The organism is Streptomyces acidicola (assembly GCF_009377235.1).
Lineage (GTDB): Bacteria > Actinomycetota > Actinomycetes > Streptomycetales > Streptomycetaceae > Streptomyces > Streptomyces acidicola.
On the sequence record NZ_VMNX01000246.1, the window covers coordinates 1 to 14,235 of the forward strand.

The window sequence follows — 14,235 nt, forward strand, 5'->3', positions numbered from 1 at the left end:
GGGGAGGGGGTGGGGGAGGAGCGCGGCGCGGAAGCCGGCGCCGGTCATCACCGCGGCGGTGTCGCGGGCGAAGTCGGCGGACTTGTGGCGGGCGTCGTAGCCGATGACGACGAGGGCGGGTTGTTCGTTGTCCTGGGCCTGCCCGGTTTCCTCGGGCCGGCCCTTCTTTTTGAGGTACGCGGCGAGGCCTGCGGCGGCGCGGATGACTACGGAGCGGTTCATGCGCATGGGGCCGGCGCCGAGTTCGCCGCGCAGGCCGGCGGTGCCGAACTGGAGAGTGCCGCTGAAGCGCGCGGCGAGCTCTGCGGTGTCCTTGGCGTCGATGAGCTTGGCGAGTTCCTCGCGGGTGTCCGCGTCGGGGTCCTCGGTCAGCCACGCCTGGGCCCGTGCGATGAGTTCGTCCTGCACGTCGGGGTCCAACCTCTCTTGTTCGTGCGGTGCGGGGGTGTTCCAGAGTGCCTGGTGTGTGGCCTGGTGTCTGCGGGGGTCGGCTTTCCCGCCGTGGTGGCTTGGGCGCCTACGCGTTTGTTCGTGGGTCGGGGGCGCGCCGGGAGGTCTCCGTCCTCGGTCCGGCGGGTCTGTGGGGGTGATGATGGTGCTCGGCGGCGGACGCCGGCCGCTGCGGGCGGACACCTCCCGGCACACCCCCTGCCGTGCGTACGCGGCTGCGGCCCGGTGGGGGCGGATGTCGCCCGCCCAGTTGCCATCGGCGCGTACGGGTTTGGCGGTGCGTTGTGGTGCCGGGTCGCGCCCGTGCTTCTAAGGGGCGCGGGGAACTGCGCGACCGGCCACCATGAACCCGCAGCCGCCCACGCAGAGAACCGGGCAGACGAGATGCGCCCCCCAACCGCCGGAGGCTACAGACGCGACAGGACCTGGGTCAGGAGCGCTCCCATGTGGGCGGCGGAGTCGCGGCCGGCCTGGAGGACCTCCTCGTGGTTGAGGGGCTCGCCCGTCATGCCGGCGGCGAGGTTGGTGACCAGGGAGATGCCCAGGACCTCGGCGCCCGCCTCGCGTGCCGCGATGGCCTCCAGGACCGTCGACATGCCCACGAGGTCCGCGCCGATGACGCGGGCCATGCGGATCTCGGCAGGCGTCTCGTAGTGCGGGCCGGTGAACTGCGCGTAGACGCCCTCCTCCAGGGTGGGGTCTATCTCCTTGCAGAGGGCGCGGAGGCGGGGCGAGTACAGGTCCGTGAGGTCGACGAAGTTGGCGCCGACGATCGGGGACGTCGCCGTGAGGTTGATGTGGTCGCTGATCAGGACCGGCTGGCCGGGGCGCATGGTCTCGCGCAGGCCGCCGCAGCCGTTGGTCAGGACGACCGTCTTGGAGCCCGCGGCCACGGCGGTGCGGACGCCGTGCACGACGGCGGAGACGCCGTGGCCCTCGTAGTAGTGGGTCCGGCCCAGGAAGACGAGCGCGCGCTTGTCACCGATGCGGTACGAGCGGACCTTGCCGCCGTGGCCCTCGACCGCCGGGGGCGGGAAACCGGGCAGGTCGGTGACCTGGAACTCGGTCTCGGGCGTGCCGAGCGCCTCCACGGCCGGGGCCCAGCCGGAGCCCATCACGAGGGCGACGTCGTGGGTCTCGGCGCCCGTGAGCTCGCGCAGGCGCGCGGCTGCGGCGTCGGCGGCCTCGTACGGGTCGCCCTGGATGTCGTCCGGAAGAAGAGATGCGTTCACGCGATGAGGGTAGCTGGTCTGAGCCTACGCGCGTAGATGGATGCGGTCACGGGAGTGTGACCGTTGCCCTGTCGTTTCCGGGAGATTTCCCGGAGAAAGGGGGATCAGTCCTCGTCGGTGATGAGGACGTCCTTGTCGTTGAAGACCTCGACGATGAAGATCAGCAGTCGGCCGCGGCTCACCGTGTACTCCACCAGGATGTTCTGCGTGAGCCGGATCGTGCGGTCGTCTCCGGTCGAACCTATGGGGCGGGAGACGGAGAGGAAGGGATCGCGGGCCAGCATGGCGATGCCCTTGTCGAACGCGATGCGCTGACGGTCGTCGAGTCTGTCCCGGGCGGCGGCGGCCTGCACCGTGTAGTAGACGTCGTACGTCATGGGGGTCATCGCGGCCTCCCGCTCGTGCGTCGATCCCGGCCAAGTTTAGGGGTCGGGCGCATCAGCAGGGCCTCTTCCGCAGCTCCATCACGTAATCGTGGGGCGCCCCGGCCGACTCGGCCGCGTCGGCGATCTCGCCGAGGTAGCGGGCCGAGGGCAGGCCGCCCTCGTAGCCGTTGAGGACGTACGTCCAGGCCTGGTCCTGGCCCTCCAGGGTCTGGACGTGGACGCGCATGCGGCGGTAGACGTCCAGGCCCACGCCCTCCCAGCCGTCCATCGAGGCCTCGTCCATGGCGGCGACGTCGTACAGCGTGACGAAGACCTGGGAGTCAGGGGCCTCGACGATCGTCGGGAGGGCACCCTCCCATCCCATGTGCTCGCCGCCGAAGGTCAGCCGCCAACCGCTGAGCCAGCCGGTGGCGCGCAGCGGCGAGTGCGGGGCGCGGCGTGACATCAGCCGCGCGTCGAGATTGCCGGCGTACGCGGCGTAGAGCGACATGGACCGAGGGTACGGCAGCCGCGCCGTGCGCCCCTCCTGTCACACGGGTGACACCGGGCCCCCGATTCAGTGCCACTTCGGGGCGTGCGGGACAATGGGGTACGTGACTCGGATCGTGATCATTGGTGGCGGACCCGGCGGATACGAAGCGGCCCTGGTGGCCGCTCAGCTCGGTGCGGAGGTGACGGTCGTCGACTGCGACGGTCTGGGCGGCGCGTCGGTGCTCACCGACTGCGTGCCGTCCAAGACGCTCATCGCCACCGCCGAGGTGATGACCACCTTCGATTCCTCCTATGAGGAGCTGGGGATCATCGTCGCCGACGACACCCCCCACATCGACACGCCCGCGCGGGTGGTCGGTGTCGATCTCGGCAAGGTCAACCGGCGTGTGAAGCGGCTCGCGCTCGCCCAGTCGCACGACATCACGGCGTCCGTGACGCGCACCGGCGCGCGGGTCGTGCGCGGGCGCGGGCGGCTGGAGGGGCAGCAGGCCCTCGACGGGTCCCGGAAGGTCGTGGTGCGGGCCGCCGACGGCAGCGAGGAGACGCTCGTCGCCGACGCCGTGCTCATCGCCACCGGCGGGCATCCGCGCGAGCTGCCCGACGCCCAGCCCGACGGGGAGCGCATCCTCAACTGGACGCAGGTGTACGACCTCGACGAGCTGCCCGAGGAGCTCATCGTGGTCGGGTCCGGTGTCACCGGTGCCGAGTTCGCCGGGGCCTACCAGGCCCTCGGGTCGCGCGTCACCCTGGTGTCCAGCCGCGACCGTGTGCTGCCGGGTGAGGACCCGGACGCCGCGGCCGTGCTGGAGGACGTCTTCCGGCGACGCGGCATGAACGTCATGGCCCGCTCCCGCGCCCAGTCCGCCAAGCGCGTGGGGGACCGGGTCGAGGTCACGCTCTCCGACGGGCGCGTCATCAGCGGCACGCACTGTCTGATGGCCGTCGGCGCCATTCCCAACAGCGCGGGCATGGGGCTGGAGGAGGCCGGCGTCAAGCTGCGCGAGTCCGGGCACATCTGGACCGACAAGGTCTCCAGGACCACCTCTCCCGGTGTGTACGCCGCCGGTGACGTGACCGGAGTGTTCGCCCTGGCGTCGGTGGCCGCCATGCAGGGCCGTATCGCCATGTACCACTTCCTGGGCGACGCGGTGGCCCCGCTGGACCTGAAGACCGTCTCGTCCAATGTCTTCACCGACCCCGAGATCGCGACCGTCGGCTGCTCGCAGGCCGATGTGGACGCCGGGCTCATCGACGCCCGGGGTGTGAAGCTGCCGCTGCTGCGCAACCCGCGCGCCAAGATGCAGGGCATCCGGGACGGCTTCGTGAAGATCTTCTGCCGGCCCGGCACGGGGATCGTCGTCGGTGGTGTCGTCGTCGCGCCGCGCGCCTCGGAACTGATTCATCCCATCTCGATCGCGGTCGACAACAACCTGACCGTCGAACAGATCGCGAACGCCTTCACCGTGTACCCCTCCCTGTCGGGCTCGATCGCCGAGGTGGCACGGCAGCTGCACACCCGGAAGACCAGCGGCGAGGCCTGAGCGCCGGGCGCCGATTTCCTGTCGGTCGTGGGGAGTTGCGGGTCTCCCGGGCGGCAGGGGTGGTTCGCGAGGGCGCCGTATACCACTCCGCGTCCTGCCATGCGAACAACTTCTGTTATTCGGCGCAAACTGCTGAAAGCAGACGGTCGCCCGCGTTACTGTCAGTTTCGTGTTCGCTGCAGAACGTCGTCAATTGATCCTCGAAATGGTGCGAGCGAACGGGGCCGTGTCGCTCCGTGAGCTCGCCCGCGTCGTCCAGACCTCCGAAGTGACCGTACGGCGGGACGTGCGCGCACTGGAGGCAGAAGGACTCCTCGACCGCCGGCACGGCGGTGCGGTACTGCCGGGCGGGTTCACGCGGGAGTCCGGCTTTCCGCAGAAGTCTCATCTCGCGACCGCCGAGAAGACGGCCATCGCCGACCTCGCCGCGAGCTTCGTCGAAGAGGGCGAGGCCATCGTGGTCGGGGCGGGGACCACCACGCAGGAGCTGGCACGCCGGCTCGCGCGGGTCCCCGGGCTGACCGTCGTCACCAACTCGCTTTTGGTGGCCCAGGCGTTGGCCCATGCCAACCGTGTGGAGGTCGTGATGACCGGCGGCACCTTACGCGGTTCCAACTACGCCCTGGTCGGCTCGGGAGCGGAACAGTCCCTCCAGGGGCTGCGCGTCTCACGGGCCTTCCTCTCCGGGAGCGGGCTGACCGCCGAGCGGGGGCTCTCCACCTCCAACATGTTGTCGGCGTCCGTCGACCGCGCGCTCGTCCAGGCGGCCGCCGAGGTCGTCGTCCTCGCCGACCACACCAAGCTCGGTACGGACACGATGTTCCAGACCGTGCCGACCGATGTGATCACCCGGCTCGTGACCGACGAGCCGCCCGCCCACGACGACCGCGCGGCCACCGAACTCCAGGCGCTCGCGGACCAGGGGGTCCAGATCGCGGTCGCCGGAGCCTCGGGAAACGTGGGAGGTGATCCCGCCCCGGCGCCGCCCGGGCGGCGCCGGGACGTGTCCCTCCCCGGGCCGCGCCGTCAGGTGCCCGGCGCCGGTCCGCTGCTCCGCCCGGCCGCGGTCCCGGGTGAACAGCCACCCGGTGCGGACCGGGCGAGGGTGGCGGACCTCCGTCGCCGCTGAACGACCGGCACCCTGGGGCGCGCAACTGCGCGTCCGCCCCGCTCCGTCACGGCTTCGGGCCTCTACGGCTTCAGGCCCCGGACGGTGAGCGTGAGAAGGCGGTCGGCCAGGTCGGGATCGGCGGGGGTTTCCTCGGCTGCGAGGGCGATCGCGTTCGTCAGCTGGAGAAGATCGCCGATCGAGACCCCTGGACGTACGGCGCCCGCCTCCTGCGCACGGGTGAGCAGGGCGCCGCCCGCCTCGCGGATCGGGCCGCTGCACCGGCCGAGCTCCGAACCGTCGTCGTACGAGGCCGAGTACGAGACGGTCATGAGTGCCCGCGACAGCCCGCGGTACTCGCCCGCGTGCCTGATGATGTCGCGCAGCCACGTCACGAGGGCAGCGCACGGCTGCGGGTCGTCCAGCAACTCACGGGAGCGGACGAGGAGTTGCCCCACGGCGTCCTCGAAGACCGCGCTCATCAGCGCGTACCGGTTCGGGAAGTGGCGGTAGAGCGTGCCGATACCGACTCCGGCGCGCTTCGCCACGTCCTCCAGGGGCGCGTCCGTGCCCTGCGCGGCGAAGGCGGCACGCGCCTCGGTGAGGAGGCGCTCGTAGTTGCGGCGCGCGTCCGCCCGCATCGGGCGCGGGGGCGTCCCGTACGGCCGCGGCCCCGCCTCCAGGGCCTGAGCGGCCTCACCCGGGGACGTGCTCACCATGGCGCCCACCTGCTCTCCTCCACCGCGCCGGGCCGGCCTCCAGCATGCCACCGCGGCTCACGGTACGCGGGCGCCCGAGGGTCGCGGGTGGCTTTCGCCAAGGGCGGCTCGTCCGTGAGCGGAGTGTGCGGGTGCGTGGCTGCCCGTGGGCGGGACCGGCCACCCGAGAGATCTGCAGCCGCCCACGGACAGAACCCGGCGGTCGAGAACGTATCCGCCCGACCGCCGGAGTGCCGACCTCAGTCCTTGATCTCGCAGATCGCGGCGCCGGAGGTGAGGGAGGCGCCGACCTCGGCGGCCAGGCCCTTGATCGTGCCGGCCTTGTGGGCGTTGAGGGGCTGCTCCATCTTCATGGCCTCCAGGACGACGATCAGGTCGCCCTCCTTGACCTCCTGCCCCTCCTCCACGGCGATCTTGACGATGGTGCCCTGCATCGGGGAGGCGAGGGTGTCACCGGAGGCGACCGGGCCGGACTTCTTGGCCGCGCGGCGCTTGGGCTTGGCGCCCGCCGCGAGGCCGGTACGGGCCAGGGTCATGCCGAGGGAGGCGGGGAGGGAGACCTCCAGGCGCTTGCCGCCGACCTCGACCACGATGTTCTCGCGGCTTGTGTCGTCCTCGGCCTCCGCGGCGTCGGCGGGGGCGGCGAAGGCGGGGATCTCGTTGACGAACTCGGTCTCGATCCAGCGGGTGTGGACCGCGAACGGGTCGGTGGAGCCGGTCAGTTCGGGCGCGAACGCCGGGTCGGTCACGACGGCCCGGTGGAACGGGATGGCCGTGGCCATGCCCTCGACCCGGAACTCGTTCAGCGCCCGCGCGGCCCGCTGCAGAGCCTGCTGACGGGTGGCGCCGGTGATGATCAGCTTGGCGAGCAGGGAGTCCCAGGCCGGGCCGATCACCGAGCCGGACTCGACGCCCGCGTCCAGGCGCACGCCGGGGCCGGTGGGCGGTGCGAACGTCGTGACCGTGCCGGGGGCCGGAAGGAAGTTGCGGCCCGGGTCCTCGCCGTTGATACGGAACTCGAAGGAATGGCCGCGCAGCGGCGGGTCGTCGTAGCCGAGCTCCTCGCCGTCGGCGATGCGGAACATCTCGCGGACCAGGTCGATGCCGGTGACCTCCTCGGTGACCGGGTGCTCGACCTGAAGGCGGGTGTTGACCTCCAGGAAGGAGATCGTGCCGTCCTGGCCCACGAGGAACTCGCAGGTGCCCGCGCCGACGTAGCCGGCCTCCTTGAGGATGGCCTTCGAGGCGCGGTACAGCTCGGCGTTCTGAGCCTCGGAGAGGAACGGTGCCGGGGCCTCCTCCACCAGCTTCTGGTGGCGGCGCTGCAGGGAGCAGTCACGGGTGGAGACCACGACCACGTTGCCGTGGGTGTCGGCCAGGCACTGGGTCTCCACGTGGCGTGGACGGTCCAGGTAGCGCTCCACGAAGCACTCGCCGCGGCCGAAGGCCGCCACCGCCTCACGGACGGCCGACTCGTACAGCTCGGGGACCTCTTCCAGGGTGCGGGCCACCTTCAGACCGCGGCCGCCACCGCCGAACGCCGCCTTGATCGCGATCGGCAGGCCGTGCTGCTCGGCGAACGCCACGACCTCGTCCGCACCCGAGACCGGGTCGGGGGTGCCGGCGACGAGGGGGGCGCCGGCGCGCTGGGCGATGTGCCGGGCGGCGACCTTGTCACCGAGGTCACGGATCGCCTGCGGCGGCGGGCCGATCCAGATCAGGCCCGCGTCCAGCACCGCCTGGGCGAATTCGGCGTTCTCGGAGAGGAAGCCGTAACCGGGGTGGATGGAGTCCGCGCCGGAGTCCTTGGCCGCCTGCAGCACCTTGCCGATGTCCAGGTAGCTGGTGGCGGGGGTGTCACCGCCCAGGGCGAACGCCTCGTCCGCCGCGCGGACGTGCAGGGCGTCCCGGTCCGGGTCGGCGTACACGGCCACGCTCGCGATCCCCGCATCCCGGCACGCCCGGGCGACGCGGACAGCGATTTCGCCACGGTTGGCGATCAACACCTTGCGCACGATGGCTCCCTCTCCTTGAAACAAGCGAAGTTTAGGGACTGCCGACACGGCGTTTCGACCCGTCCTCAATGGTGAGCTTGCCCACACGGAGCGTGAGGGGAGGCTCGCTCGACCTGCGAAATCCCTTGTCGCACCGCACTCCGCAGGACTCCACCGGAAAACCCTAGCCGTCCCATGTGGTCAAGGTCTCTATGAGGCCGCGCTGCGCCCGGATGGGTTTCTTTGTGGAGTCCCTACTAATGGCCCAATGATTCTTTGCCTTCGCGAGAACCCTTGTCCCTCGGTTTACCCGTTAGTAGCGTTCGCGATGTCCCGGCGGCGCCGGCGGTGGCGGGCGTCGTATGCCCGGGTGACGGACGGCGACAGCGAAAATGGGGTGGGACCGGTGATACGGAGACCGGTGGCGATGGTCGCGGCGATCGTGCTCTTCGTGGAGGCGGGGGCCGTCGCCTGGCTCAACTGGTTCCTCGGCATCGTGGTCGACCGCCAGGACATGTCCCTCGCCGGACTCGACCCGGACGCGATGTCCACCTCGTCCAAGGCCGGCGGCCTGGTCTTCGGCCTCTACTTCGCCCTGTGCGGCCTCGCCGCGCTGCTCGTCGCCCTGCGCGGCCGGCCCGCCACCGGCGTCCGGCGCGTCCTGCTGATCAGCGCGGCCGTGGTGCACGGGCTGCTCGGCGCGTTCGCCGTGGGCCTGGTGGGCTGGGGCGCGTTCACCTTCATGATGGTCGTGCTCGGCCTTGTCCTGCTCACGCTGATGACGGACGACCGTCAGGCGGCTCCGGCCGACGCGGTCACGTCTCCTTCGGCGTCCACAACTCCGTAATGCCCACGCCCAGTTGGGCCATCAGGCGCCGTACCAGGGGGAGGCTGATCCCGATGACGTTGCCGTGGTCCCCGTCGATGCCGTCGATGAACGGCGCCGAGCGCCCGTCGAGCGTGAACGCCCCGGCCACGTAGAGGGGTTCACCGGAGGCGACGTAAGCGGCGATCTCCTCGTCGGTCGGGTCGCCGAAGCGGACCACGGTGGACGCGGTGCCGGAGGCGTACCGCTCGCCCACCGTGTCCCAGACGCAGTGCCCGGTCTGAAGGGTGCCCGCCCGGCCGCGCATCGACTTCCAGCGCGCGGTGGCCTCCTCGGCGTCGGCGGGCTTGCCGAGCGCCTCGCCGTCAAGGTCGAGCACCGAGTCGCAGCCGATCACCAGGGCGCCCTTGACCTCGGGCTTCGCCGCCACGACGGAGGCCTTCGCCTCGGCGAGGGCCAGCGCGAGCTCGGCGGGGGTGGGGGCGGTCACGGCGTCCTCGTCGACCCCGCTGACGATCACCTCGGGGTCGAACCCCGCCTGGCGGAGCAGGCCAAGCCGGGCGGGGGACTGGGAGGCGAGCACGAGTCGGCGGCGCGGCTGATCAGTCATGCGGCCAGGGTATCGGCGCGGCCCGGGGTCACGGCCCGGGGCACCGGCTCACCGCATACCGAGCACGAGCATCGCCAGCACCATGGCCAACGCCACGAGAACGCCCAGCCGCCGCAACATGTCCTGCGTGTCGCGAAGTTCCTTGGGCGGTTCGTTCTCGGGATCGGACCACAGCATGACAACGATGCTGCGGCCGCCGACGGCCCGGCGCCTGAGTACGCGTACTCAACTTGCGCGGTCCGTGCTGACTAGCGCCCTAGCCCTGGCTCGGCCAGTACGTGCGGCCCCACGCCGTCGGTCCCGGCTGGGGCAGGCGGCGGGCGGCGATGCGGGACGGGTCGGCCCAGGAGTCGCGGGGGCGGGGCGCGCCGGACGGCTCGGCGGCCGCCGCCGCGGCGCGCGCCCGGACCACCGCCAGTGCGGCGGCCAACTCCTCCGGGGTCGGATTGCCCCGTACGACCTTGATCGTCATGACGCCTCCAACGGGTCGAGGACCGGGTCCGGCCGGGTCTGCGTCCGGCCGGGTCTACAGGTGGATGTCCTGGGTCTACAGGGGGATGTTGCCGTGCTTCTTCGGAGGGAGGCTTTCCCGCTTCGTGCGCAGGGAACGCAGGCCGCGCACGATGTGGGAGCGGGTATCGGACGGCATGATCACGGCGTCGACGTAACCGCGCTCGGCCGCCGTGTAGGGGTTGAGGAGCGTGTCCTCGTACTCCTGGATCATGCGGGCGCGCACCTCCTCGCGCTCCTCCTCCGGGGCGGCGGCGATGGCGCGCCGGTGCAGGATGTTCACCGCGCCCTGGGCGCCCATGACGGCGATCTGGGCGGTCGGCCAGGCGAGGTTGAGGTCCGCGCCGAGGTGCTTGGAGCCCATGACGTCGTACGCGCCGCCGAAGGCCTTGCGGGTGATGACCGTGATCAGGGGGACGGTCGCTTCGGCGTAGGCGTAGATCAGTTTCGCGCCGCGGCGGATGATGCCGGTGTGCTCCTGGTCGACGCCCGGGAGGAAGCCGGGGACGTCCACGAAGGTAATCACCGGGACGTTGAAGGCGTCGCAGGTGCGGACGAAGCGCGCGGCCTTCTCGGAGGCGTCGATGTCGAGACAGCCCGCGAACTGCATCGGCTGGTTGGCGACGATGCCCACCGGGTGGCCCTCGACCCGGCCGAAGCCGGTGATGATGTTCGGCGCGAACAGCGGCTGCGTCGCGAAGAACTCGGCGTCGTCCAGGACGTGCTCGATCACCGTGTGCATGTCGTACGGCTGGTTCGCGCTGTCCGGGACGACCGTGTCCAGCTCGCGGTCCTCGTCGGTGAGGGAGAGGTCCGCCTCCTCCGGGAACGCCGGGGGCTCGCTGAGGTTGTTGGACGGCAGGTACGACAGCAGTTGCTTGACGTACTCGATGGCGTCCTTCTCGTCGCCCGCCATGTGGTGGGCCACACCGGAGGTGGTGTTGTGGGTGCGGGCGCCGCCCAGCTCCTCGAAGCCGACGTCCTCCCCGGTGACGGTCTTGATGACGTCCGGGCCGGTGATGAACATGTGCGAGGTCTGGTCGACCATGACCGTGAAGTCGGTGATCGCGGGGGAGTAGACCGCGCCGCCCGCACACGGGCCGACGACCAGGCTGATCTGCGGGATCACCCCGGAGGCGTGGGTGTTGCGGCGGAAGATCTCGCCGTACATGCCGAGCGCGCTGACGCCCTCCTGGATGCGGGCGCCGCCGGAGTCGTTGATGCCGATGACCGGGCAGCCCGTCTTCAGCGCGAAGTCCATCACCTTCATGATCTTCTGGCCGAAGACCTCGCCCAGCGCCCCGCCGAAGACGGTGAAGTCCTGCGAGAACACGGCGACCGGACGGCCGTCCACCGTGCCGTGACCGGTGACGACGCCATCACCGTACGGGCGGTTCTTCTCCAGGCCGAAGTCGGTGGAGCGGTGCCGGGCGAACTCGTCGAACTCCACGAAGGAGCCCTCGTCCATGAGGAGCCCGATCCGCTCACGGGCCGTCAGCTTGCCCTTCGCGTGCTGTTTCTCCACGGCGCGCTCGGAGCCGGCGTGCGTCGCTTCGTGGATGCGGCGCCCCAGATCCGCGAGCTTGCCCGCGGTGGTGTGGATGTCGATCTCGTCGACCGTCTGGCGCTCTTCAGGCTCGGACATCGGGATGCGGCTCCCTGCCTGCTCAGTGGGGGACGTGAGGGTGACGTACTCAGGTACCTGCTCGGGGACGTGCTCACAAGTGGGTATGGCTACTCATCCGTAGCGTAGTGGTGTGCCTGCTGTTCAGCAGTGCGGCGTTGACCACACCTAGTGTGGGTTTCATGACCTCGCGAGATGCATCAGACGCGCACGACAACGGCGGCAAGGGCGGCAAGGGCGACGGTCCGCGCGGCGGCCGCTGGTCCGATCTGGGCCGGCCGCCCCTCAACGCCACCGCCCTCCGCCGCGCACTGGTGCGGGAGAGCTCGCTGTGGTCCGAGGTGGAGGTGGTGCAGCGCACCGGGTCGACGAACTCCGACCTCGTGGCCCTCGCCGAGGCGGGCAAGGCGGCCGAGGGCGCGGTCCTCGTCGCCGAGGAGCAGAACGCGGCGCGCGGGCGGCTGGACCGCACCTGGAGCGCCCCGGCGCGCTCCGGGCTCTTCTTCTCGGTGCTGCTGAAGCCGGCCGAGGTGCCCGTCCACCGCTGGGGCTGGCTGCCGCTGCTGACCGGGGTCGCGGTGGCGACGGGGCTGGCCCGCGCGGCCGGCGTGGACACGGCCCTCAAGTGGCCCAACGACCTCCTGGTGACCCTGGGCGGCGAGGAACGCAAGGCCGGCGGCATCCTCGCCGAGCGCGCGGGCCCGGACGGCGTGGTCGTCGGCATCGGCATCAACGTCACGCTCCGCGAGGACGAACTGCCCGTGCCCACGGCGGGCTCCCTCTCCCTGGCGGGCGCCGCGAACACGGACCGTGACCCGCTGCTGCGGGCCGTCCTGCGCTCCCTGGAGCAGTGGTACGGCACGTGGCGCGACGCCGGCGGCGATCCCGCCGTCAGTGGTCTCCAGGAGACGTACGCGGCGGGCTGCTCCACGCTGGGCCGCACGGTCCGCGCGGAGCTTCCCGGCGACCGCTCGATCGTGGGGGAGGCGGTCGCGGTGGACGGCGACGGCCGGCTGGTTCTGGCCACGGCGGAGGGTGTGCAGGAGCCGGTGGGGGCGGGCGACATCGTCCATCTGCGACCCGAGTGACGCAGGGGACGACTGGGTACCCGAAGCGGCCCGGTGAACGCTGGGGACGATCAAGTCGTACGAGTCTGGGGGCCGACCCCGAGCACGGGGCGCCCGACCCGGGGCTGTGACATGAACGGCTGCTCCGCGGGCTCCCGGACCCCCAGCCGGCAAGGGTTGTCGGCCCTCGGCAGGCGAGTGAGCCAGCGCACACCTGCCGTAGAGTTGAGGCCGGTCGATACCTGACCGTGGCAGATCGGAAGGGCAGCAGGCGTGACCGTCGACGACACGGGCTCCGGCACGGGTGCACACCCCGGTCCCGACGCCGATCCGGACCGTACCGTCGGGTCTGCCAGCGACGCTCCGGGTGACCGGGCCGAGCCACGGGGGCGCGGGGAAGCGCAGGGCGACGACCCCGCCGAGAACCCCCTGGCACTGCGCCTCGAAGGGCTCATCCTCGGCGCCGAGCGCCGGTACACCCCCTTCCAGGCGGCCCGCAGCGCGGGCGTCTCCATGGAGCTGGCCTCCCGCTTCTGGCGCGCCATGGGCTTCGCGGACATCGGCCAGGCCAAGGCCCTCACGGAGGCCGACGTCCTCGCCCTGCGGCGGCTCGCCGGTCTGGTCGAGGCGGGACTGCTCAGCGAGGCGATGGCGGTGCAGGTGGCCCGCTCGACCGGTCAGACCACGGCCCGGCTGGCCGAATGGCAGATCGACTCCTTCCTGGAGGGCCTGACCGAGCCGCCGGAACCGGGCATGACACGCACCGAGGTCACGTATCCCCTGGTGGAACTGCTCCTGCCGGAACTGGAGGAGTTCATCGTCTACGTCTGGCGGCGCCAGCTCGCCGCCGCCACCGGCCGGGTCGTGCAGACCGCCGACGACGAGGAGATGGTCGACCGGCGGCTGGCGGTCGGCTTCGCGGACCTGGTCGGCTTCACCCGGCTGACGCGCCGCATGGAGGAAGAGGAGCTGGGCGAGCTCGTCGAGGCCTTCGAGACCACGGCGGCCGACCTGGTGGCCGCGCACGGCGGCCGGCTCATCAAGACCCTGGGCGACGAGGTGCTGTACGCGGCGGACGACGCGGGCATCGCCGCCGAGATAGCGCTCCGGCTCATCGAGACCATGGAGAACGACGAGACGATGCCGGAGCTGCGCGTCGGCATAGCGTTCGGCACGGTGACGACGCGCATGGGTGACGTCTTCGGTACGACGGTGAACCTGGCCTCCCGGCTGACGTCGATCGCGCCCAAGGACACGGTGCTGGTGGACTCCGCGTTCGCCGAGGAGGTCATTCGTACCGGCGACGCCCCCGCATCCGAGGCGGAGGCCGCCGAGGCCGCGGCCGCCGCCGAGAAGGAGGGCGAGGAGCCGCCGTCCTACCGCTTCGGGCTCCAGCCCATGTGGCAGCGGCCGGTGCGTGGGCTGGGCGTCGTCGAGCCGTGGATGCTCTCGCGCCGGGCGGGCGCGTCCCGCTAGCGCATCAGCCGGGCGGGCGCGTCCCGCCAGTGCTTCAGCCGAGCGGGTCGCCTCGCCCGAGGTTGCCGCTGCCGCCGCCGTGTCCGGCGAGGCACAGTTTGATGACCGGGAGGCACAGGCCCCGGTCGTCGCGCTGATTGCGCTCGTCCGGGTGGCCCGGCCGGGGAGCCGGGGCGGCGGTGCTCTGTGTGGGGCGGGGC

At 71.4% G+C, this 14,235-nt stretch carries 14 protein-coding genes and 1 pseudogene; 5 read left to right on the forward strand and 10 right to left on the reverse strand.

Features of this window, described 5'->3' with window-relative positions:
- The 4 genes and pseudogenes from FPZ41_RS38445 to FPZ41_RS38460 form a co-directional block, all read right to left on the reverse strand.
- A pseudogene (locus tag FPZ41_RS38445) lies at window positions 1-408 on the reverse strand (phospho-sugar mutase); the annotation flags it as partial.
- 449 nt (window positions 409-857) lie between these two features.
- Window positions 858-1,682 carry a purine-nucleoside phosphorylase gene (locus tag FPZ41_RS38450; protein WP_322621270.1) on the reverse strand — a complete coding sequence of 275 codons (825 nt, stop codon included), beginning with the start codon at window positions 1,680-1,682 and terminating at the stop codon, window positions 858-860.
- A gap of 104 nt (window positions 1,683-1,786) precedes the next feature.
- Entirely contained in the window at window positions 1,787-2,068 is a 282-nt protein-coding gene (locus FPZ41_RS38455) for a type II toxin-antitoxin system RelE family toxin (protein ID WP_131572227.1), read from the reverse strand.
- 52 nt (window positions 2,069-2,120) lie between these two features.
- The gene (locus FPZ41_RS38460; protein WP_152868438.1) at window positions 2,121-2,558 is read right to left on the reverse strand and encodes a gamma-glutamylcyclotransferase; all 438 of its coding nucleotides are present in this window, start codon (window positions 2,556-2,558) and stop codon (window positions 2,121-2,123) included.
- A gap of 94 nt (window positions 2,559-2,652) precedes the next feature.
- Between FPZ41_RS38460 and FPZ41_RS38465 the strand changes: the two genes are divergently transcribed.
- Window positions 2,653-4,101, forward strand: a complete 1,449-nt coding sequence (locus FPZ41_RS38465) for an NAD(P)H-quinone dehydrogenase (RefSeq protein WP_152868440.1) — start codon at window positions 2,653-2,655, stop codon at window positions 4,099-4,101.
- A 169-nt stretch (window positions 4,102-4,270) separates the two neighbouring features.
- Window positions 4,271-5,230 carry a DeoR/GlpR family DNA-binding transcription regulator gene (locus tag FPZ41_RS38470; protein WP_456154452.1) on the forward strand — a complete coding sequence of 320 codons (960 nt, stop codon included), beginning with the start codon at window positions 4,271-4,273 and terminating at the stop codon, window positions 5,228-5,230.
- 62 nt (window positions 5,231-5,292) lie between these two features.
- Here the strand turns inward: FPZ41_RS38470 and FPZ41_RS38475 are convergent, their stop codons facing one another.
- Complete coding sequence (locus FPZ41_RS38475) at window positions 5,293-5,850, reverse strand: TetR/AcrR family transcriptional regulator (RefSeq protein ID WP_152868455.1); 558 nt, start codon at window positions 5,848-5,850, stop codon at window positions 5,293-5,295.
- Between the two features lie 317 nt (window positions 5,851-6,167).
- Window positions 6,168-7,943, reverse strand: coding sequence for an acetyl/propionyl/methylcrotonyl-CoA carboxylase subunit alpha (locus FPZ41_RS38480; protein ID WP_322621271.1), 1,776 nt, complete (start codon window positions 7,941-7,943; stop codon window positions 6,168-6,170).
- Window positions 7,944-8,319: 376 nt separating this feature from the next.
- Here FPZ41_RS38480 and FPZ41_RS38485 point away from each other — a divergent pair, with 376 nt between their 5' ends.
- Window positions 8,320-8,769: a hypothetical protein gene (locus FPZ41_RS38485; protein WP_407698873.1), complete on the forward strand. Its 450-nt coding sequence runs from the start codon at window positions 8,320-8,322 to the stop codon at window positions 8,767-8,769.
- On the opposite strand, the gene FPZ41_RS38490 is transcribed toward FPZ41_RS38485, so the two are convergent.
- The 4 genes from FPZ41_RS38490 to FPZ41_RS38505 all read right to left on the reverse strand — a co-directional run bounded on the left by FPZ41_RS38490 (window position 8,738) and on the right by FPZ41_RS38505 (window position 11,513).
- Window positions 8,738-9,358 (reverse strand): Maf family protein, encoded by a 621-nt coding sequence (locus FPZ41_RS38490; RefSeq protein ID WP_152868445.1) that lies wholly within the window; start codon window positions 9,356-9,358, stop codon window positions 8,738-8,740. The genes FPZ41_RS38485 and FPZ41_RS38490 overlap by 32 nt on opposite strands.
- A gap of 48 nt (window positions 9,359-9,406) precedes the next feature.
- The gene (gene mmpB / locus FPZ41_RS49670; RefSeq protein ID WP_131570656.1) at window positions 9,407-9,535 is read right to left on the reverse strand and encodes a morphogenic membrane protein MmpB; all 129 of its coding nucleotides are present in this window, start codon (window positions 9,533-9,535) and stop codon (window positions 9,407-9,409) included.
- A gap of 79 nt (window positions 9,536-9,614) precedes the next feature.
- Complete coding sequence (locus FPZ41_RS38500; RefSeq protein WP_152868447.1) at window positions 9,615-9,830, reverse strand: acyl-CoA carboxylase subunit epsilon; 216 nt, start codon at window positions 9,828-9,830, stop codon at window positions 9,615-9,617.
- Between the two features lie 75 nt (window positions 9,831-9,905).
- A complete protein-coding gene (locus tag FPZ41_RS38505; RefSeq protein ID WP_152868449.1) occupies window positions 9,906-11,513 on the reverse strand; it encodes an acyl-CoA carboxylase subunit beta in 1,608 nt (535 codons plus the stop codon).
- A gap of 161 nt (window positions 11,514-11,674) precedes the next feature.
- Between FPZ41_RS38505 and FPZ41_RS38510 the strand changes: the two genes are divergently transcribed.
- Together FPZ41_RS38510 and FPZ41_RS38515 are read left to right on the forward strand one after the other, a co-directional pair.
- On the forward strand, window positions 11,675-12,580 hold the full coding sequence (locus tag FPZ41_RS38510) for a biotin--[acetyl-CoA-carboxylase] ligase (RefSeq protein ID WP_152868451.1): 906 nt from the start codon (window positions 11,675-11,677) through the stop codon (window positions 12,578-12,580).
- Between the two features lie 252 nt (window positions 12,581-12,832).
- Entirely contained in the window at window positions 12,833-14,035 is a 1,203-nt protein-coding gene (locus tag FPZ41_RS38515; RefSeq protein ID WP_322621273.1) for an adenylate/guanylate cyclase domain-containing protein, read from the forward strand.
- Window positions 14,036-14,235 lie beyond the last annotated feature (200 nt).